Annotated in this window: 18 protein-coding genes; 11 read left to right on the plus strand and 7 right to left on the minus strand. The window is 74.0% G+C overall.

Going from position 1 to position 19,513, the window contains the following annotated elements; genetic code table 11:
- Positions 1-1,158: benzoate/H(+) symporter BenE family transporter (locus ACZDWJ_RS17145; protein ID WP_463522918.1), on the plus strand; the 1,158-nt coding region annotated here is incomplete at its 5' end.
- A 167-nt stretch (positions 1,159-1,325) separates the two neighbouring features.
- Here ACZDWJ_RS17145 and ACZDWJ_RS17150 read toward each other — a convergent pair.
- The 5 genes from ACZDWJ_RS17150 to lpdA all read right to left on the minus strand — a co-directional run bounded on the left by ACZDWJ_RS17150 (position 1,326) and on the right by lpdA (position 8,033).
- Positions 1,326-2,594, minus strand: a complete 1,269-nt coding sequence (locus ACZDWJ_RS17150) for a SpoIID/LytB domain-containing protein (protein ID WP_463522920.1) — start codon at positions 2,592-2,594, stop codon at positions 1,326-1,328.
- Positions 2,595-2,687: 93 nt separating this feature from the next.
- A complete protein-coding gene (locus tag ACZDWJ_RS17155; protein WP_463522922.1) occupies positions 2,688-3,896 on the minus strand; it encodes a SpoIID/LytB domain-containing protein in 1,209 nt (402 codons plus the stop codon).
- A gap of 55 nt (positions 3,897-3,951) precedes the next feature.
- A complete protein-coding gene (locus ACZDWJ_RS17160) occupies positions 3,952-5,343 on the minus strand; it encodes an NAD(P)H-quinone dehydrogenase (RefSeq protein ID WP_463522924.1) in 1,392 nt (463 codons plus the stop codon).
- A 61-nt stretch (positions 5,344-5,404) separates the two neighbouring features.
- Positions 5,405-6,496: a tetratricopeptide repeat protein gene (locus ACZDWJ_RS17165; protein WP_463522926.1), complete on the minus strand. Its 1,092-nt coding sequence runs from the start codon at positions 6,494-6,496 to the stop codon at positions 5,405-5,407.
- A 139-nt stretch (positions 6,497-6,635) separates the two neighbouring features.
- The gene (lpdA, locus tag ACZDWJ_RS17170) at positions 6,636-8,033 is read right to left on the minus strand and encodes a dihydrolipoyl dehydrogenase (RefSeq protein WP_463522928.1); all 1,398 of its coding nucleotides are present in this window, start codon (positions 8,031-8,033) and stop codon (positions 6,636-6,638) included.
- Between the two features lie 84 nt (positions 8,034-8,117).
- On the opposite strand from lpdA, the gene ACZDWJ_RS17175 reads away from it, so the two are divergent.
- Positions 8,118-8,570, plus strand: a complete 453-nt coding sequence (locus ACZDWJ_RS17175; RefSeq protein ID WP_463522930.1) for a gamma-glutamylcyclotransferase family protein — start codon at positions 8,118-8,120, stop codon at positions 8,568-8,570.
- A gap of 20 nt (positions 8,571-8,590) precedes the next feature.
- Here the strand turns inward: ACZDWJ_RS17175 and ACZDWJ_RS17180 are convergent, their stop codons facing one another.
- Positions 8,591-10,096 (minus strand): MFS transporter, encoded by a 1,506-nt coding sequence (locus tag ACZDWJ_RS17180; protein WP_463522932.1) that lies wholly within the window; start codon positions 10,094-10,096, stop codon positions 8,591-8,593.
- A 134-nt stretch (positions 10,097-10,230) separates the two neighbouring features.
- Between ACZDWJ_RS17180 and ACZDWJ_RS17185 the strand changes: the two genes are divergently transcribed.
- The 6 genes from ACZDWJ_RS17185 to ACZDWJ_RS17210 are packed head-to-tail and all read left to right on the plus strand — an operon-like array spanning position 10,231 to position 15,500.
- Entirely contained in the window at positions 10,231-11,100 is an 870-nt protein-coding gene (locus ACZDWJ_RS17185; RefSeq protein ID WP_463522934.1) for a purine-nucleoside phosphorylase, read from the plus strand.
- Positions 11,097-11,798, plus strand: coding sequence for a TetR/AcrR family transcriptional regulator (locus tag ACZDWJ_RS17190; RefSeq protein WP_463522936.1), 702 nt, complete (start codon positions 11,097-11,099; stop codon positions 11,796-11,798). The genes ACZDWJ_RS17185 and ACZDWJ_RS17190 overlap by 4 nt, the downstream gene beginning before the upstream one ends.
- Before the next feature lie 50 nt (positions 11,799-11,848).
- Positions 11,849-12,253 carry a MerR family transcriptional regulator gene (locus ACZDWJ_RS17195; RefSeq protein ID WP_463522938.1) on the plus strand — a complete coding sequence of 135 codons (405 nt, stop codon included), beginning with the start codon at positions 11,849-11,851 and terminating at the stop codon, positions 12,251-12,253.
- A 33-nt stretch (positions 12,254-12,286) separates the two neighbouring features.
- Positions 12,287-13,279 (plus strand): aldo/keto reductase, encoded by a 993-nt coding sequence (locus ACZDWJ_RS17200; RefSeq protein ID WP_463522940.1) that lies wholly within the window; start codon positions 12,287-12,289, stop codon positions 13,277-13,279.
- A 56-nt stretch (positions 13,280-13,335) separates the two neighbouring features.
- Entirely contained in the window at positions 13,336-15,009 is a 1,674-nt protein-coding gene (locus ACZDWJ_RS17205; protein WP_463522942.1) for a phospho-sugar mutase, read from the plus strand.
- A complete protein-coding gene (locus ACZDWJ_RS17210) occupies positions 15,006-15,500 on the plus strand; it encodes a nucleoside deaminase (protein WP_463522944.1) in 495 nt (164 codons plus the stop codon). Before ACZDWJ_RS17205 ends, ACZDWJ_RS17210 begins: the two co-directional genes overlap by 4 nt.
- Here the strand turns inward: ACZDWJ_RS17210 and ACZDWJ_RS17215 are convergent.
- A complete protein-coding gene (locus ACZDWJ_RS17215) occupies positions 15,497-16,147 on the minus strand; it encodes a hypothetical protein (RefSeq protein ID WP_463522946.1) in 651 nt (216 codons plus the stop codon). The two genes, ACZDWJ_RS17210 and ACZDWJ_RS17215, sit on opposite strands and share 4 nt — an antisense overlap.
- Before the next feature lie 25 nt (positions 16,148-16,172).
- On the opposite strand from ACZDWJ_RS17215, the gene deoC reads away from it, so the two are divergent.
- Genes deoC through ACZDWJ_RS17230 form a run of 3 tightly spaced genes read left to right on the plus strand, consistent with a single transcriptional unit; the run spans position 16,173 to position 19,506 of the window.
- Entirely contained in the window at positions 16,173-17,147 is a 975-nt protein-coding gene (gene deoC / locus ACZDWJ_RS17220) for a deoxyribose-phosphate aldolase (protein WP_463522948.1), read from the plus strand.
- A gap of 5 nt (positions 17,148-17,152) precedes the next feature.
- Positions 17,153-18,631, plus strand: a complete 1,479-nt coding sequence (locus ACZDWJ_RS17225) for an aldehyde dehydrogenase family protein (protein WP_463522950.1) — start codon at positions 17,153-17,155, stop codon at positions 18,629-18,631.
- The gene (locus ACZDWJ_RS17230) at positions 18,628-19,506 is read left to right on the plus strand and encodes an aldehyde dehydrogenase family protein (protein WP_463522952.1); all 879 of its coding nucleotides are present in this window, start codon (positions 18,628-18,630) and stop codon (positions 19,504-19,506) included. Before ACZDWJ_RS17225 ends, ACZDWJ_RS17230 begins: the two co-directional genes overlap by 4 nt.
- The last annotated feature ends 7 nt before the right edge of the window (positions 19,507-19,513 follow it).

The raw sequence follows: 19,513 nt of genomic DNA on the forward strand, positions 1-19,513 counted from the left end.
GACGTCGCCGCCGCGGAGAAGGCCGACTCCTCGAACCCCGGCCACGTCGCCGCGCTCGTGGGGTTCTCCTCGAGCTTCGTCGTGGTGCTCGCCGGGCTCCAGGCCGTCGGCGCCACGGCCGAGCAGGCCACCTCCGGCCTGCTCGTGCTCTGCCTGGGCCAGGGGCTGGCGATGCTGTGGCTCTCGCTGCGCCACCGCACCCCGCTCAGCCTCGCCTGGTCGACGCCGGGCGCCGCCGTCCTGGCCGGCGCCGGCGGCGTCACCGGCGGCTGGTCGGCCGCCGTCGCCGCCTTCGTGGCCACCGGCGTGCTCATCGTGCTCACCGGGCTGATCCCGCGCCTGGGCGCGCTCGTCGCCGCCATCCCGGTGCCGCTGGCCCGCGCGATGCTCGCCGGCGTCCTGCTGCCGCTGTGCCTGGAGCCGGTGACCGCGCTCGTCGCGAGCCCTGCCGCGGTGGCTCCGGTGGTGCTCGTCTGGCTCGTCGGCCTGCGGGTCGCCCGCCGCTGGGCGGTGCCCGCGGCGCTGCTCACGGCGCTGGTGGTCGTCGGCGTCACCGCCGGTGACACCCTCACCGCCTCCTCGTTGGTGCCGCACCTCGACGTCACCGCCCCGCACCCCACCCTGGGCGCCCTCATCGGGCTCACGCTGCCGCTGTACGTCGTCACGATGGCCTCCCAGAACGTGCCGGGCGTCGCGATCATGGCCGCCGCCGGCTACCGCGTGCCGTGGCGGGAGACCATGACGGTCACCGGCCTCGGCACCGCCGTCGTCGCCCCGTTCGGCGGCCACGCCATCAACCTGGCCGCCATCACCGCCGCCCTCTGCGCCGGTCCCGACGCCGGCCCCGACCGCGACCGTCGCTGGATCGCCTCGGTGACCGCCGCCTGCTGCTACCTCGTGCTCGCCGTCGGCTGCGGTGGGCTCGCCGCGCTCGTCGCCGCCGCACCCGACGGGGTCATCCAGGCGGCTGCGGGGCTCGCCCTCGTCGGCACCCTCGCCGCCTCCCTCGCCGAGGCGCTCGGGGACGAGACCGAGCGCGAGGCCGCCGCCGTCACGCTGCTCGTCGCCGCCTCCGGCATCACCGTCGCCGGCGTCGGCGCCGCCTTCTGGGCGCTGGTGGCCGGGCTCGCCGTCCGGTTCGTGCTGCGGCGACGCTGAGGACGCACCTCGAGCCCGACACCGAGGTGGTCACGGGCTGGGGCTCAGCGGGGTGTCAGGGTGCGGGGGTCTCGACAGGCTCGACCACCGGAGCCGTGCTCGACCACCGGAGTCTGACGGTGATCGAGCCTGTCGAGATCCGGTGAGCCGCGGGGCGGCAGAGCCCGTCAGCGCGCCTTCACGCTGAACGTGAACCACGTCGACCGCAGCCCCAGCCGCGAGCGGAGGGCGTCGCCGGAGACCTTCACGGTGGACTTCGAGCCGGTGAGGGTGACGGTGCCGACGCGGCCGCCCCAGGTGCCGTTGCCGTCGCGGCCGCCGATGCGCATCGAGCGCAGCGTGCCGAGGGCCGGGTAGGCCTGCTCGAAGGTGCGGTCGGTGAGGGTCTTGGTCCAGGAGTGGACGGGGTTGCCCGACCAGCCGTCGTAGGGGTCCGAGCGCGCGGTCAGGTAGGGCTGGGAGCCCTTCGCGGTCCAGCCGCCGCTGCTGGAGCCGAACTGGGTGAAGGCCGGCTCACCGTCGTGGAGGAGCACCTGGCCGCGGGTGGCGGTGATGGCGGCGTCCGAGGCGGCCTGCTCGGCGTCGACGCCGCCGTAGACCTGGCAGGAGGTGGTGTCGCAGAGGTCCCACGGCTTGGTGGAGTCGCGGCTCTCGAAGAGCGCGTAGGTGCGGGCGGCGACGGCCTGCGCGCGGACGGCGGCGGCCTTCCACGACGCCGGGATCTCCTGGGGCACGACGCCGCGGAGGTAGGTGTCGAGGCCGACGCGGTTGACGGTGACGAGGTCGGAGGAGCCAGGGGCGGCGGGGATGAGCTGCAGGCGTCCGCGGTAGGCGGCGGTGCCACTGGGCGTCACGAGCGTGACGGGACCGCCGGCGGCGCCGAAGCCCGGGCCGGAGCGGCCGTCGAGGCTGGCGTACCAGCGCCAGGGCTGACCCGAGCGCTGGTAGGAGAGCACGAGCCGTGAGCCCGAGCGGGCCATCCGCCAGCTCAGGATGCGCGAGCTCGGCAGGGCGTAGCGGGGCTTGTCGGCGTCCGCGGGGTCGACGGCGACCAGGCCGGGCTGGGCGCGCACGACCAGGTCGTCGCCGGTGTCGGCGGTCAGCAGCACCTTGAGGACGTCGTCGGCCTTCGCGAGGGTGGTGCCCGGGTAGTAGAAGGCGAGGATCTTTCGGTGGTCCAGGCCCTCGCGGGCCGCGCCCTCCGCGCCGTACTGCGACATGCCGTGGCCGTGCCCGAAGCCGCGGCCCGAGACGGTGATGGTGGCCGAGGACGGCACCGTCCAGGCGTCGGCGGCCGACGCGGGCTGCGGCGCGAGCACGAGGCCCGACGCCGTCAGCGCACCCGCTCCGAGGGTCGCGCCGACGACCGTGCGCAGGCGGCTGCGGACGGGCTCGGACGGGCGCGTGGAAGCGTCGTGAGGGAGCACGTCGTCCATCGCATCACGCGTCACACACGTCACGCAAAGGTTCCTGGGTAACTACAATCCTGTAGTTCGAGGGCGCCCGCCTGCATGCCCCCGGGAGTCTCCTCAGAGCACCCGGAACCAGGTGCTCCGCAGGCCCATCCGCGAGCGGAACCGGTCGGCGGACTCGCCGGTGATCGAGCCGTTCGTGCCGCTGATCGTCAAGGTAGTCGCGCGGCCGCCCCAGAAGTTCCCCTGGCCGTCGGTGTCCGTGATCGTGACGCCGGTGAGCTGGCCGATGCTCGGGTACCAGCCCTCGATCCTCGACGCGGGGATCTCCGCCGTCCAGGTGCTGTAGGGGTTGCTGGAGGTGCCGTCGTAGGGGTCCTCCTGCGCCACCAGGTACGGCTGTCCGCCGTCGCTGCTCCAACCGCCGTCGCTCGCGGCGAACTGCGCGAAGATCGCCGAGCCCGCGTAGGTCACGACGCGCCCCGCCACCGAGGAGATCGCGGAGTCGCTGTTCGGGTGCTCGGCGCTGGCGCCGCCGTAGACCTGGCAGGCGGCGGTGTCGCAGAGGTCCCAGTACCGGCCCGACGGCGCGTGGTCGCGCTCGTAGACCGCGTAGGTGCGGGCGGCGACCGCCTGGGACTGCACGGCAGCGCGAGGCCACAGCGCGGGCACCTCCTTCGGGACGACGCCGCGCACGTAGGTCTCCAGCGGCACGACGTTCACGACGTCACGGCCGCCGGCGCCGTCGGAGGCCAGCCGCAGCTGGCCGCGGTAGCGCGTCAGCGCGCCGTCGTCCTCGCGCAGGGTGAGCGCGTTCGAGGAGGCAGAGAACTGCACGGTGCCGGAGAGGGTCTTGTAGCCGACCCAGGTGCGGCCGTCGCGGCTGCGCTGGACGCGCGTCTGGCCGGAGGTGCCGTACGGCACCGCCCGCCACCAGGTGGCCTTCGGGTCGACCGAGTAGAGCTTGGTGGCGCTCTTGCCGATCTGGGCCACCGTCAGCGCCTTCTGGGCCCGGACGGGGAGCCGGTCGTCGGCGAGCTCGGTGAGCCGCACCCGGATGCTGCCGCCGGCCTGGCCAAGGCTGGTGCCGGGGTAGTGGAAGGACAGGATCTGGCGATACGTGAGGTCGTGGTCCCGCGCGGCGCCGAGCGCGCCGTACTGCGAGAGCCCGTGGCCGTGGCCATTGCCACGGCCCTCGAGCGTGAAGGTGGTGACGGCTCCGCTTGCCTCAGCCGCCTGGGCGGGGCCTGCGAGGAACGGGGTCAGGGGTGCGAGCAGGCCGACGACCAGGGCGGTGCGGGCTGCGCGAGGCGTCCGAGAGCGCATGGCGGCAAGCGTGCCACCCGGCACGCCCGCGCCGCCAGGCACGGACGGACCGACGTCAGAAGCGGTGCAGGCGGCGCGCGGCCTCGGCGATGGAGCCGCTCATCGACGGATAGACCGTGAAGGCCTGCGCGAGCTGGTCGGCGGTCAGGGACTCCGCGACGGCGAGCGAGACCGGGTGGATCAGCTCGCTGGCGCGCGGCCCCACCACCACTCCCCCGACGACGATGCCGGTGCCCGGGCGGCAGAACAGCTTCACGAAGCCGTCGCGCACGCCCTGCATCTTCGCCCGCGGGTTGCCCGAGAGCGGCAGCATGACGACCTCGGCCTGCATGTCGCCGGCGTCGACGGCGGCCTGCGACCAGCCGACCGTGGCGATCTCGGGGGCGGTGAAGACGTTGCTGGAGACCTTCTTGAGGTCCAGCGGGTGCACGGTGTCGCCGAGGAAGTGCCACATCGCGATGCGGCCCTGCATGGCCGCCACCGAGGCGAGCATCAGGACGCCGGTGCAGTCGCCGGCGGCGTAGACCCCGCGGGCGGAGGTGCGCGAGACGCGGTCGACGTTGACGAAGCCGCCGTCCTTGAGGATGACGCCGGACTCCTCCAGACCCATGCCCGCGGTGTTCGGCACCGAGCCGAGCGCCAGGATGCAGTGCGAGCCCTGGACGGTGCGGCCGTCGGTGAGCGCGACGGTGACGACGTCGCCGTCGCGGGTGACCGACTCCATCCGCGAGCGGGAGAGCACGGTCATGCCGCGCCGGGTGAGGACCTCCTCGAGCACGGCCGAGGCGTCGGCGTCCTCGCCGGGGAGCACGCGGTCGCGGCTGCTGACGAGGGTGACGGGGATGCCGAGCGCGAGGTAGGCGCTGGCGAACTCGGCGCCGGTGACGCCGGAGCCGACGACGATCAGCTCGGTGGGCACCTCGGTGAGGTCGTAGACCTGCTCCCAGGTGAGGATGCGCTCGCCGTCGGGCTGCGCGCTGGGCAGGGTGCGCGGCGCGGCGCCGGTGGCGACGAGCACGGCCTCGGCGTCGATGACCTCCTCGCCCCCGTCGTCGAGCGCGGCCACGACGCGGCCCGGACCGTCGAGACGACCGCGGCCGCGGACGATGCGCACGCCGTCACGGTCGAGGCGACGCGAGATGTCGGAGGACTGCTCGGCGGCCAGCGCCTTGACGCGGCGGTTGACCCGCGCGAGGTCGACGCGGATGGTGGTGGCGGCGTCGCCCTCGGAGTCCTGGAAGGCCACGCCGAGCTCGGCGGCGCCGGCCACCTCGGTCATCAGCTCGGAGGTGGCGATGAGGGTCTTGCTCGGCACGCAGTCGGTGAGGACCGCCGAGCCGCCCGGGCCGTCGGCGTCGACGAGCGTGACGTCGGAGCCGAGCTGGCGCGCCACCAGGGCCGCCTCGTAGCCGCCGGGTCCGCCACCGATGATCACCACGCCTGCCATGGCTCCATCCTCCCAAGGACGGGCGGTGGACGCACATCGGGCGGGCCCGGCGAGGGAGCCGTCAGGTCTCGGCCGTCTCCACGCGAGGCTCGCGCGGCGCCGGGACGAGCGCGGCGACGAACCCGACGCCGATCAGCACGGCCGGGACGAAGCGCGCGAGGACGGTGGCCTCCGCCCCGGGCAGCAGCACCAGCAGCACGCTCAGGACGGGCATCGCGACGGTCAGCGTTCCCAGGGCGCGCACGAGCGGCGGCATCGATCGGAAGCCCGTCCACGGACGCCCGGGCCGGGGATGCCCGAGCCCGTCGCGACGGCGCCACAGCGTCACGGCGAGGAGCCCGAGCAGTCCCACCGCCCCGCGCACCGCCCACGGGACGTCGCGCGCGGCCAGGAGCGCCAGCGTGAGCAGGAGCAGACCTTCGGCGAGGAGGGTCTCGCGGATCATCCGGGAGCCCAGTCGGAGGGTCTGGACCATGAGCGCGGGCTGGGCCGGTCGTCCGACGCTCTCCGCCCGGAGATGCCGCATCGTCACGCGACCGCCCTCGCGCGAGCGCCGGATCATCGCGAGGTTCGCCGACCCGACGGCCGAGGTGGGATCGATCCGCACCGCCTGGGCGTAGGCCCACTCGGCGGCGTCGGGGCGGCGCTGGCGCTCGAAGAGCAGGCCCAGGGTGATGTGCAGGGAGACGTCGTCGGGGGCGCACCGCAGGCCGGAGTCGACCCAGTCCCGGGCGATGAGCAGCGAGGGCCGGGGGCACAGGACGAGGGCGAGGGCGACGGCCTCGTGGAGACGGGGGTCGTCGGGCACCCGGGCGACCCCCTCCTCTGCGGCCCGCTGAGACTCCTCCCAGCGCCGCAGGTCGCGCAGCGCGTCGGCCCGAACCCGGTGCGCGGCCCCGAGGTCGGGGGCGAGCGCGATCGCCTGCTCGGCGAGGCCGAGGGCCTCCTCCGGGCGCCGGCACCCACGCTCGGCGCGCGCCCGCAGCACGAGCGCGTCGACGTCGTCGGGATGCTGCTCGAGGTGGCCGACGAGCATCGCCGAGGCCTCGACCCACTGCAGCCGCTCCAGGCAGGCGCGGGCCTGCTCGACGACGGTCGTGCGCGACCCCTCCGGACCTGAGCCGCCCTCTGGCTCCTCGGCCTGCTCGTCCATGCGTCCCCCCGAGATCCGCGACCTCCGAGCGGGTGTCGCGAGGCGCGACGCTAGCAGCGACGACCGGGCCCGGAGGAGGCCTCGCGGGAACGACGACGGGGCGCCGCCGGCGAACAGGCGACGCCCCGTCGATCAGGGATCAGAAGTTGATCATGTGCCCCGCGATGCCGTGGACGGCCTCCTTGACCGCCTCCGACAGCGTCGGGTGGGCGAAGACGTTGCGCGAGACCTCGTCGGCGGTGAGGTCCCACTGCTGGGCCAGGGTCAGCACCGGCAGCTGCTCGGTGACGTCGGGGCCGATCATGTGGGCGCCGAGGATCTCGTTGTGCTCGGCGTCGGCGACGACCTTGACGAAGCCGACGGCGTCGCCGAGGCCCTGGGCCTTGCCGTTCGCGGAGAACGGGAAGGTGGAGGTCTTGACGTCGTAGCCCTTCTCCTTGGCCTGGGCCTCGGTGTAGCCGAAGGAGCCGATCTGCGGCTGGCAGTAGGTGGCGCGCGGGATCATGTCGAAGTCGATCTCCATGGTCTCCGCGCCGGCGATGGTCTCGGCGGCGACGATGCCCATGGCCTCGGCGACGTGGGCGAGCATCATCTTGCCGGTGACGTCGCCGATGGCGTACACGTGCGGCACGTTGGTGCGGCCGCGGCCGTCGACGGCGATGGCGCCGCGCTCGGTGAGCTCGACGCCGAGGGCCTCGAGGCCGTAGCCGGCGGTGCGCGGGGCGAAGCCGAAGGCCGCGAGGAACTTGTCGGCCTCGAGCACCTGCTCCTCGCCGCCGCCGGCGGGGGCGACGGTGACGCGGACGCCGGAGCCGGTGTCCTCGACGTTCTTCACGGCGGTGGAGGTCAGCACCTTCACGCCGAGCTTCTTGTAGTGCTTGGCGAGCTCCTTGGACACGTCGGCGTCCTCGGTGGGCACCATGCGGTCGAGGAACTCCACGATCGTGACGTCGACGCCGAAGTTCTTCATGACGTAGGCGAACTCGACGCCGATGGCGCCCGAGCCGCCGATGATGATCGAGCCCGGCAGGTTCTCGTCGAGGATCTGCTCCTCGTAGGTGACGACGTTCTGGCTCAGCTGCACGCCCGGCACGAGGCGCACGGTGGCGCCCGAGGCGATGATGAGGTCGGTGCAGGTGTGGGAGGTCACCGAGCCGTCGGGGCCCTTGACGTCGATCGACTGCGGGCCGGTGAGGGTGCCCCAGCCGTCGATCTCGGTGATCTTGTTCTTCTTCATGAGGAAGTGGACGCCCTTGACGATGCCGGCGCTCACCTGACGGCTGCGGGCGTGCGTCGGGCCGAAGCTCATCGTCACGTCGCCCTCGATGCCGTACTTGGCCTTCTCGTGGGTGAGGACGTGGGAGAGCTCGGCGTTCTTCAGCAGCGCCTTGGAGGGGATGCAGCCGACGTTGAGGCACACCCCGCCCCAGTACTTCTCCTCCACGACCGCCACGGTCTTGCCGAGCTGGGCGGCGCGGATGGCGGCGACGTAGCCTCCGGGGCCGGCGCCGAGGACGAGGACATCGAAGTGGGTCACGCAGGCCAGCCTAGTGCGGCGGCCGACCCGCTGCGCGGGGTGGTGTCGAGCCCCGGCAGGGGTGGGGCGCTAGCGTTCGGACGCGTGACGCTCTACGCCGCCTACGGGACCAACCTCGACCCGGCCCGCATGGGCGAGCGGTGCCCCCACAGCCCGCTGCAGACCACCGGCTGGCTCGAGGGCTGGCGGCTGACCTTCGGCGGCGAGGAGCACGGCTGGGACGGCGCCCTGGCCACCCTCGTCCAGGATCCCTTCGAGCACGTCTTCGTGGCCGTCTACGACGTGACCCGCGAGGACGAGACCCGCCTGGACTCCTGGGAGCAGGCCGACACCGGGCTGTACCGCAAGACACGGGTGCGCATCGAGACCCTCCCCGGCGAGCAGGTGGTGTGGGTCTACGTGCTCGACGCCTACGAGGGCGGCCTGCCCTCGGCGTCCTACCTCGGCGTGCTGGCCGACGCCGCGGAGGCCGCGGGCGCGCCGGACGACTACGTGGCCGCCCTGCGTCGTCGCCCCTGCCGTTCGATCGAGCAGTAGCCGGCCACAGCGGGAACGCCTCAGCCGACCGCCACGCCGGCCTCCTCGGCCTCCTCCTTGTGACGGCGCACGGCGTCGACGCCGGGGAGCGCGAGGCTCGCGACGGCGGCGACCAGCAGCGCGATGCCGGGCACGAGCAGCGCGGGCAGCAGCGCGTCGCGCAGCACCGGGCCCGACGGCGGGCCGTCGACGCCCTCGAAGAACACGACGCCGACGATCGCCAGCAGCATCGCCGCGCCCACCTGCTGCACGGTGCCGATGACCGCGGAGGCCGCGCCGGCCGAGGCCAGCGGGACCGTGGCCAGGGCGACGTCGAGCAGCGGGATGGCCGCCAGCGCGAGACCGACGCCGCCGAGCGCCATGGGACCGATCAGGTCCGAGCCGCCGAGGGCGTCGCCGTGGTGGTCGACGCTCTGGGCGAGCCAGGCGATGGCGGTGGCGAAGAAGATCAGGCCGAGGGCCACCAGGCCCTTGCCGAGCCGGGTGACCAGCGGCACGCAGCTGGCGGAGGCGACGAACGCGCCGATGCTGAACGGGACCGTGGCCAGCGCGGCGGAGATCGGGCTGAAGCCGAGGCCGACCTGCAGGTAGATCACCAGCACGAAGAACATCGCGCCGATGGAGCCGAAGAACCCGAGCGAGGTGAGCACGCCGGCGCTGAAGCCGCGATCGCGGAAGAGCGAGAGCGGGACGAGGGGGTCGCCGCCGCGGGCCTCGAGGCGCCGCTGGGTGAGGGTGAAGACGCCGAGCAGCACCACTCCGCCGGCGATCATCGTCCAGATCCACCACGGCCAGCCCTCGGGACGACCCTCGATGAGCGCGAAGACGACGAGGAACAGCGCCACCGAGGACAGCGCGACGCCGACGAGGTCCAGACGCACCCGGCGCTCGCCGCGCGACTCGGGGATGACCGCGCTGCCCAGCGCGAGGAGCAGCAGCCCCACGGGCACGTTGATGACGAAGATGCTGCGCCACTCCAGCCCGAGCACGTCGTAGGTGGTGAGCACCCCGCCGAGCAGCGGGCCGGCGACGGCCGCCGTGCCCGTGACCGCGCCGTACGCGCCGAGCACGGCCGCACGCTCGCGGGGGGCGTAGAGCACCTGGATGATCGAGAGCACCTGCGGCACCATCGTCGCCGCGAAGAGGCCCTGGACGAACCGGGCGATCACCAGCGACTCGGCGTTGGGCGCGACGCCGGCGATCATCGACGCCGCGGTGAAGCCGGCGACGCCGATGAGGAACACGCGCTTGCGGCCGTAGAGGTCGCCGAGGCGGCCGGTGGTGACGAGCACGACGGCGAAGGCCAGCACGTAGCCCGACACGATCCACTCCAGCTGCGAGGGGCTCGCGCCGAGGTCGGTCTGGATGGAGGGCAGCGCGACGTTGACGATCGTGGTGTCGAGCAGGTCCATGAACGTCGCGAGGAACAGCACCAGCACGGCGATGCCGCGGGCGCGGCCGGGCGTCGCGGCGGGCCGGGCAGGGTCAGCGAGGGCGGCGGCAGCCGCGGGCAGGTCGGTCGTCACGAGCGTGTCCTGGGGTGTGAGGGAGGGCGGGCAGACCGGAGCGGTCGCTGCACTGCGACGCTGCGAGAACAGCCGGGCGCCGCATTCGATTCCCGGGCGTCGCCACCGGAGGGGCGGCGTCCTAGGGTGGCCGCGTGAGCACGCAGACGACCCCCTCGGGCACGACCCCCTCCTCGACCACCTCCGCTGCCGACCCGTTCGCCGACCCCGCCGTCGACACCGACGCCCTCGCCCGCGCCGCCGCCGACCGCCTGCGCGAGCTGACCGGCGTCGAGCGCCACGACGTGGCGCTCGTGCTCGGCTCGGGCTGGCTCCCGGCCGTCGACGCCCTCGGCGAGGCCACCGCCGAGATCGACACCACCGATCTGCCCGGCTTCTCCGCGGCCGCCGTCGCGGGCCACTCCGGGAAGATCCGCTCGGTGCGCGCGGGCGACAAGCAGCTCCTCGTCTTCCTCTCCCGCACCCACTACTACGAGGGCCGCGGCGTCGCCGCCGTCGTGCACCCGATCCGCACCGCAGCCGCCGCGGGCGCGCGCACGATCGTGCTGACCAACGGCTGCGGCGGCCTCAAGGAGACCTGGACGCCGGGCACCCCCGTGCTCATCTCCGACCACATCAACCTCACCGGCCAGAGCCCGCTGCGCGGCGCCCACTTCGTCGACCTCACCGACCTCTACTCCCAGCGGCTGCGCGACCTCGTCCGCGAGGTCGACCCGACCCTCGACGAGGGCGTCTACGTGCAGTTCACCGGCCCGCACTACGAGACCCCGGCCGAGGTGCGGATGGCCGGCGTGCTCGGCGGCCACCTGGTCGGCATGAGCACCACCCTCGAGGCGATCGCGGCCCGTGCGGCCGGCATGGAGATCCTCGGCATCAGCCTGGTCACCAACCTGGCCGCCGGCATCAGCGACGCTCCCCTCGACCACGCCGAGGTGCTCGAGGCCGGCCGCGCCGCGGCCAGTCGCATGGGCGACCTCCTCTCCCGGGTGGTTCCGCGGCTGTGACCGTCGACGAGCAGGGAGGCACCCCCTCCTACGTGCCCGGACAGGGACTCGGGTCCGGCCCGGCCCGCGAGACGCGGCTGCGTCTCGTGGAGGCCGCCACACGCGCCTTCGCGGAGAACGGCGTCCGCAACGCCTCCCTGCTCGACATCACCCGGCAGGCCGGGCAGCGCAACCGGGGGGCGGTGCACTACCACTTCGGGTCGCGGCTGGGCCTGCTGCTGGCGGTGCTCGACCAGCACGTCGACTTCCTCGGCGTGCGCGAGGGCGCCCTGCTCGAGGTGGCCCTCACCCGCCCCGACGACGATCTCGGCTCCGCCATCGAGGCGATCGTGCGACCGACGACCGAGCTGGCCGGCACCGGCTGGGCCGGACGCTGCTTCCTGGTCATCGTCGCCGACCTCATCGCCGAGGAGCAGACGGCCGCGCTGCCCGGCGTCGCCGAGGTGCTGGCCCGCAGCGGCGGCGTCCCGGTCTACGAGCTGATCTCGGCCCGGCTGCCCCCGCTCGCGCCGTCGCTGATCGACGAGCGCCTCTCGCTGGCCACGGCGTTCGTGCTCCGCGCCGTCGCCGACCGCGCCCGTGCGCTCGACGCCGCGGAGCAGGACGACACCCCGCGCCGTCAGCAGCTCGACGACGACGCCTTCGTGGCCAACCTGGTGGCGATGGTCGTCGCGATGCTGCGGGCGCCGGCCACGTGATGCGGGGCGGACGTTGACCTGGAGCGCACTCCAGGAGTGAGGATGGGGACATGACCCCCGCCGCCCTCCGCCCGCCCGCCGTCGACGCCGTGCCCATCGCGGACGCCGCGGCGCTCACCGGGCTCAGCGTCGACACCCTGCGCTACTACGAGCGCGACGGCCTGCTGCTGCGCCCGGTGCCGCGCTCGGCCAGCGGCCAGCGTCGCTATGAGGACGCCGACCTGCGCTGGATCGAGCTGCTCACGCGCCTGCGCTCCACCGGCATGCCGATCCGCGACGTGCGCCGCTACGCCGACCTCGTCCGCGAGGGGGCCGGCACCGAGGCCGCCCGGCTCGACCTGCTGCGCGCCCACCGCGCGGCCGTGCTGGCGCAGCTGGCCGAGCTCACCGAGCACCTCGGGGCGATCGACCGCAAGATCGGGATCTACGAGGAGACCCTCTCCTCCGGGGGTTGACCTGGAGCGCGCTCCAAGGGCTTGAGTGGGGTCATGAGCACTCCCACCCGCACCCTCGGCACCGCGTCCCCCCTGACCGTCTCGGCCCTCGGCCTGGGCTGCATGGGGATGTCGGAGTTCTACGGCAGCCCCGACGAGGCCGGCGGCATCGCCACGATCCACCGCGCCCTCGACCTCGGCGTCACCTTCCTCGACACCGCCGACATGTACGGCCCGTTCACCAACGAGCGCCTGGTCGGCCGGGCCATCGCCGGCCGCCGCGACGAGGTGCAGCTGGCCACGAAGTTCGGCAACCAGCGCGCCGAGGACGGCACCCGCCTGGGCATCAACGGCCGCCCGGAGTACGTCCGCGCCGCCTGCGACGCCTCGCTCGAGCGGCTCGGCGTCGACCACATCGACCTCTACTACCAGCACCGCGTCGACAAGACCGTCCCGATCGAGGAGACCGTCGGCGCCATGGCCGAGCTCGTCGAGGCCGGCAAGGTGCGCCACCTCGGCCTCTCCGAGGCCTCGGCGTCCACGATCCGCCGGGCCCACGCGGTGCACCCGATCACCGCCCTGCAGACCGAGTACTCGCTGTTCACCCGCGACCTCGAGGCCGAGATCCTGCCGACCCTGCGCGAGCTCGGCATCGGCCTGGTGCCCTACTCCCCGCTGGGCCGCGGCATCCTCACCGGCCGTCTCACCGAGAGCTCGATGGAGGAGGGCGACTCCCGCACCAGCGCCTACTTCCCGCGGCTCAACGGCGAGGCCCTCCAGGCCAACCTGCGCCTGGTCGACCGCGTGCGCAGCATCGCCGACGAGGTCGGCTGCACGCCCGGCCAGATCGCGCTCGCCTGGGTGCTCGCGCAGGGCGACGACGTCGCGCCGATCCCCGGCACCAAGCGCGTCACGTACCTGGAGGAGAACCACGGCGCGGTCTCCGTCCGCCTCACCGAGGCGCACGTGACGGCGCTGCGCGACGCCGTCCCGGCCGACGCCGTCGTCGGCGACCGCTACGGCGACCTCTCGAGCATCGACGCCTGAGCCGGCACCAGCCAGCACCACCCTGACGGGGACGCGGCCCCGGTTAGGTTGCGGGCATGGACGAGGTGACGACCCAGCTGCTCGACCGCGCGCGGGCCTGGCAGGACGACGACCCGGACCCCGACACCCGCGCCGAGCTCGCCGCGCTGATCGCGCAGGTCGAGCAGGGCGACGACGCCGCTCGCGCTGAGCTGGCCGATCGCTTCAGCGGACTGCTGCAGTTCGGCACCGCCGGCCTGCGCGGCGCGCTGGCCGCCGGCCCGAACCGGATGAACCGCGCGGTCGTCGCCCGGGCGGCGGCGGGCCTGGCGGCGTACCTGCGCGCCGAGGTCGGCTCCGGCACCGTCGTGATCGGCTACGACGCGCGCCACCTCTCCGACCGCTTCGCGCGCGACACCGCGGAGATCGTCACCGGAGCCGGGCTCGAGGCGCTGCTCCTCCCCCGGCCGCTGCCGACCCCCGTGCTGGCCTACGCCGTGCGCGAGCTCGGCGCGATCGCCGGCGTCATGGTCACCGCGAGCCACAACCCGCCGCAGGACAACGGCTACAAGGTCTACCTCGGCGACGGCAGCCAGATCGTGCCTCCCGCCGACGCCGGCATCGCCGCGCGCATCGACGAGGTGACCTCGGTGGCCGCGCTCCCCCGGGGCGCCGGCGGCCGGGTGCTCGAGGAGGACGTCGTCGACCGCTACCTCGACGCCGCCGCCGGGCTGGTCGAGGACGGCCCGCGCGACCTGCGCGTCGTCTACACCCCGCTGCACGGGGTGGGCGCCGAGCCGGTGCTCCAGGTGCTCGAGCAGGCCGGCTTCGACGCGCCCCAGGTGGTGCCGGAGCAGGAGCAGCCCGACCCCGACTTCCCGACCGTCGCGTTCCCGAACCCCGAGGAGCCGGGCGCCCTCGACCTCGCGCTGGCGCTCGCCGCGCGCACCGACGCCGACGTCGTCGTCGCCAACGACCCCGACGCCGACCGGTGCGCGGCGGCCGTCCCGACGCCCACCGGCTGGCGGATGCTGCGCGGCGACGAGGTGGGCGCGCTGCTGGCCGACCACCTGCTGCGTCGCGGTGCCGTGGGCACGCTGGCCACCAGCATCGTGTCGTCCTCGCTGCTGGGCCGGATGGCCGCCGACGCCGGGCGCCCCTTCGCCGAGACCCTCACCGGGTTCAAGTGGATCGGCCGCGTGCCCGACCTCGCCTTCGGCTACGAGGAGGCGCTGGGCTACTGCTGCGACCCGGCCAACGTCCGCGACAAGGACGGCGTCTCGGCGCTGCTGCTGCTCTGCGAGCTCGCCGCCGCGCTCAAGGCCGAGGGCCGCACCCTGCTCGATCGCCTCGACGACCTCGCCCGCCGCCACGGCCTGCACGCCACCGACCAGGTCAGCGTGCGCGTCGAGGACCTCTCGCTCATCCAGGACGCCATGGCCCGCCTGCGCGCCGACGCCCCCACGAGCCTGGGCGGGCTCGCGGTCGAGCGCGTCGACGACCTCGCCGCCGGCGACGGCGGGCTGCCTCCCACCGAGGGCCTGCGGTTCGTGCTCGCCGAGGGCGCGCGAGTGATCGTGCGGCCCAGCGGCACCGAGCCGAAGCTCAAGGCCTACCTCGAGGTCGTCGTCCCCGTGGAGTCCGGCGGCGCCGCTGACGACGACGCCGTGGGCGCGGCCCGCATCGCCGCGGCCACCCGCCTCGACGCCCTCGCCGGCGACGTGCGCCAGGCGCTGGGGCTCGACCGGTGAGCCGGGTCCGCGAGGGCAGCGCCTCGGCGGCCGACCTGGCCCATCTGCGCGAGGCCATCGCGCTGTCGGTCGCAGCGGTCGTGCACGGAAACCATCCCTTCGGCGCGGTGCTCGTCGACGCCGACGGCGCCGTGGTGGCCCGAGCGGAGAACACCGTGCTCACCGAGCGCGACGTCACCGGCCACGCCGAGACCAACCTCGTGCGCCTGCTGGGCGATCGCACGCCCGAGGAGCTGGCCGCGAGCACGCTGGTCACCAGCTGCGAGCCGTGCGCGATGTGCACCGGGGCGATCTACTGGGCCGGCATCGGCCGCGTCGTCTTCGGCCTGCCGGAGTCGGCGCTCGTCGAGCTCACCGGCGCCGACCCCGAGAACCCGACGCTGCGGCTGCCCTGCCGCCAGGTGCTGGCCGCCGGCCAGCGCGAGGTCGAGGTCGTCGGGCCGCTGCTGATCGAGGAGGCGCGAGCGCCCCACGAGGGGTTCTGGGGCTAGGCCAGGGTCAGCACGAGTCCGAGCACCAGGGAGCCGGCCAGGACGACGATCTCCGGCCAGGCCCAGCGGCGCGTCGGCGGACCCTCGGGATCACGGAGGCGACGCGCCTCGTCGGCGGCGTGGGAGATGCGGTCGACGACGAGCTCGGCGACGTCGACGTGGTGGCTGGGACGCTCGGTGGTCTCCGCGGCGATGAGCGCCGCGAGACCACGGCGGCGCTGGCGGTCGGGGCCGCGCTCGGCCTGGCGCAGGCGACGGCGCGAGCTGCCGATCGCCGCCGACAGGTAGCGCCCCTCGCCGAACGGCACGACGAGCATCTGGCGCACGACCGGGGAGCCGACGCCGACCAGCGGCAGGTCGAGGGTGGAGACCATGCCGCGGATGCGCAGGCGGGCAGGGCGCTCGGCGGGCACGAGGCCGACGCGCGGGCGCAGCAGGACGCTCCAGGAGAGCACGGCGACGAACACCGCGGCGCACAGCGTCGGCGGGCTGGCGTCGGCCGACCAGTCGACGACGGCGAAGGCCACCAGGCCCGCCGCGGCCACCAGACCGACCACGCCGCCGAGCAGCCCGCTGGTCGCGGGGAGCCATGCGACGTCGTCGTGAGGTCGACGCGAGGGCCCGGAGGTCGACGGTTCGGCGCTCATGCCGCCCAACCCTATGCTGACGCCCATGGCAGCCAGTCCCACCCTCGACCTGCCGGATCCCAGCGACGTCACCACCTCCGACGCCGCCCTCCGACGGTTCCTCCACGGCCTCCCGGGCGTCGACCAGGTCGGCGCCGAGCAGCGCGCCGCCGCGCTCGGCACCCGGTCGATCAAGACCACCGCGAAGGCCTTCGCCCTCGACCTCGCGATCTCGATGGTCGACCTCACCACGCTGGAGGGGCAGGACACCCCCGGCAAGGTGGCGGCCCTCGCGGCGAAGGCGATGCGTCCCGACCCCACCGACCGCACGTGCCCCTCGACGGCCGCCGTGTGCGTCTACCCCGACCTCGTGCCGGTGGCGCGGGAGGCCCTCGGCACCAGCGGCGTCCAGGTGGCCGCCGTCGCCACGGCCTTCCCCAGCGGCCGTGCGTCGCTGGCCATCAAGCTGGCCGACACCCGCGACGCCGTCGCGGCCGGCGCCGACGAGATCGACATGGTCATCGACCGCGGCGCCTTCCTCACCGGGCGCTACGCCCAGGTGCACGACGAGATCGTCGCCGTCCGCGAGGCCTGCGCGCGCCCCGACGGCACCGCCGCGCACCTCAAGGTGATCCTCGAGACCGGCGAGCTGCAGACGCTCGACAACGTGCGCCGCGCCAGCCACCTGGCGATGCACGCGGGCGCCGACTTCATCAAGACCAGCACCGGCAAGATCCAGCCCGCGGCCACCCTGCCCGTCACGCTCGTGATGCTCGAGGCCGTCCGCGACCACCGCGAGCAGACCGGCCGGATGGTCGGCGTGAAGCCCGCCGGCGGCATCCGCACCAGCAAGGACGCCCTGAAGTACCTCGTGATGGTCAACGAGGTCGCCGGCCCCGACTGGCTCGACCCCGTCTGGTTCCGCTTCGGCGCCTCCACGCTCCTCAACGACCTGCTGATGCAGCGGATGCGCCTGCGCACCGGCCGCTACACCGGCTCCGACGACGTCACCCTGGACTGATCCTGATGAGCACTCCCACCGCGGGCACCCCCGCCACGCCGTTCTCCGAGTCCCCCTTCGCCTACGCGCCGGCCCCGGAGTCCACCGCCGTCGTCGACATCCGGCCCACCTACGGCCTCTTCGTCGACGGCGCCTTCACCGACGGCCGCGGCACGCCGTTCAAGACCGTCAACCCCGCCACCGAGGAGGTCCTGGCCGAGGTGGCCGAGGCCTCCGAGGCCGACGTCGACGCCGCCGTCAAGGCCGCCCGCCGCGCCTACGAGAAGGTCTGGGGCCCGATGCCGGGCCGCGAGCGCGCGAAGTACCTCTTCCGCATCGCGCGGATCATCCAGGAGCGCGGCCGCGAGCTCGCCGTCCTCGAGACGATCGACAACGGCAAGCCGATCAAGGAGTCGCGCGACGTCGACATCCCCACCGTCGCCGCGCACTTCTTCTACTACGCCGGCTGGGCCGACAAGCTCGAGCACGGCGGCTACGGCACCACGCCGCTGGGCGTGGCCGGCCAGGTCATCCCGTGGAACTTCCCGCTGCTGATGCTGGCCTGGAAGATCGCCCCGGCGCTGGCGTGCGGCAACACCGTCGTCCTCAAGCCGGCCGAGACCACTCCGCTCACCGCGCTGCTGTTCGCCGAGATCTGCCAGCAGGCCGAGCTGCCACCGGGCGTGGTCAACATCGTCACCGGCGCGGGCGCCACCGGCCAGGCGCTGGTCTCCCACCCCGGCATCGACAAGGTCGCCTTCACCGGCTCCACCGACGTCGGTCGCGCGATCGCGCGATCGGTGGCCGGAACCTCGAAGAAGGTCACCCTCGAGCTCGGCGGCAAGGCCGCCAACATCGTCTTCGACGACGCCCCGCTCGACCAGGCCGTCGAGGGCATCGTCAACGGCATCTTCTTCAACCAGGGCCACGTGTGCTGCGCGGGCTCGCGCCTGCTGGTGCAGGAGTCGGTGGCCGAGGAGGTGCTCGAGCGGCTCAAGCGCCGCATGGGCACCCTGCGCGTCGGCGACCCGCTCGACAAGAACACCGACATCGGCGCCATCAACTCCGCCGAGCAGCTGGCCCGCATCCGCGAGCTCAGCGAGGTCGGGGACGCCGAGGGCGCCGAGCGCTGGTCGCCGGCCTGCGAGCTGCCGAGCACCGGCTACTGGTTCGCGCCCACCCTGTTCACCGGCGTCACCCAGGCCCACCGCATCGCCCGCGAGGAGATCTTCGGCCCCGTGCTCTCGGTGCTGACCTTCCGCACGCCCGGCGAGGCGATCGAGAAGGCCAACAACTCCCCCTACGGCCTCTCGGCCGGCGTGTGGAGCGAGAAGGGGTCGCGGATCCTCGAGGTCGCCGAGCGCCTGCGGGCCGGCGTCGTCTGGGCCAACACCTTCAACAAGTTCGACCCCACCAGCCCGTTCGGCGGCTACCAGGAGTCCGGGTACGGCCGCGAGGGCGGCCGCCACGGGCTGGCCGCCTACCTGCAGGGAGGCCACGCGTGAGCCCCACGGCCAGCCGCTCGGAGCGGCTCGACGTCCGCAAGACCTACAAGCTCTACATCGGTGGCGCCTTCCCCCGCTCGGAGTCCGGGCGCAGCTACCAGGTGACCGACGCGAAGGGACGCTTCGTGGCCAACGCCTCGCTGGCCTCGCGCAAGGACGCGCGCGACGCCGTCGTCGCCGCCCGCAAGGCCTTCGCCGGCTGGTCCGGGCGCACCGCCTACAACCGCGGGCAGGTGGTCTACCGCATCGCCGAGGTGCTCGAGGGCCGTCGCGCCCAGCTCGAGGCCGAGATCCGCCAGGCCGAGGGCGTCAACGCCGCCAAGGCCACGGCCGCCGTCGACGCCGCCGTCGACCGCCTCGTCTGGTACGCCGGCTGGGCCGACAAGCTGGCCCAGGTGGTCGGCAACGCCAACCCGGTGGCCGGGCCGTACTTCAACGTCTCGGTGCCCGAGCCCACCGGCGTCATCGCCGCCGTGGCGCCGGCCGGTCCGCTGCTGGGCCTGGTCAGCGTCGTCACGCCGCTCATCGTCACCGGCAACACCTGCGTGGTCGTGGCCAGCGAGGAGCACCCGCTGCCGGCCATCACGCTGGCCGAGGTGATGGCCACCAGCGACCTGCCCGGCGGCGTCGTCAACGTGCTCACCGGCCTGCGCTCGGAGCTGGCTCCCCCGCTGGCCTCGCACCTGGACGTCGACGGCCTCGACCTCACCGGCGTCGACGACCCCGCGCTGGCCACCGAGCTCGAGGTGCAGGCGGCGGAGAACCTCAAGCGCGTGCGGCGTCCGCAGGCCGAGGACCTCTTCGCCGAGCCGTCGCTGGCCCGGATGACGACGTTCCTGGAGACCAAGACGGTCTGGCACCCGCGCGGGCTGTGACCGCCCG

The organism is Nocardioides sp. B129/18 (assembly GCF_055282735.1).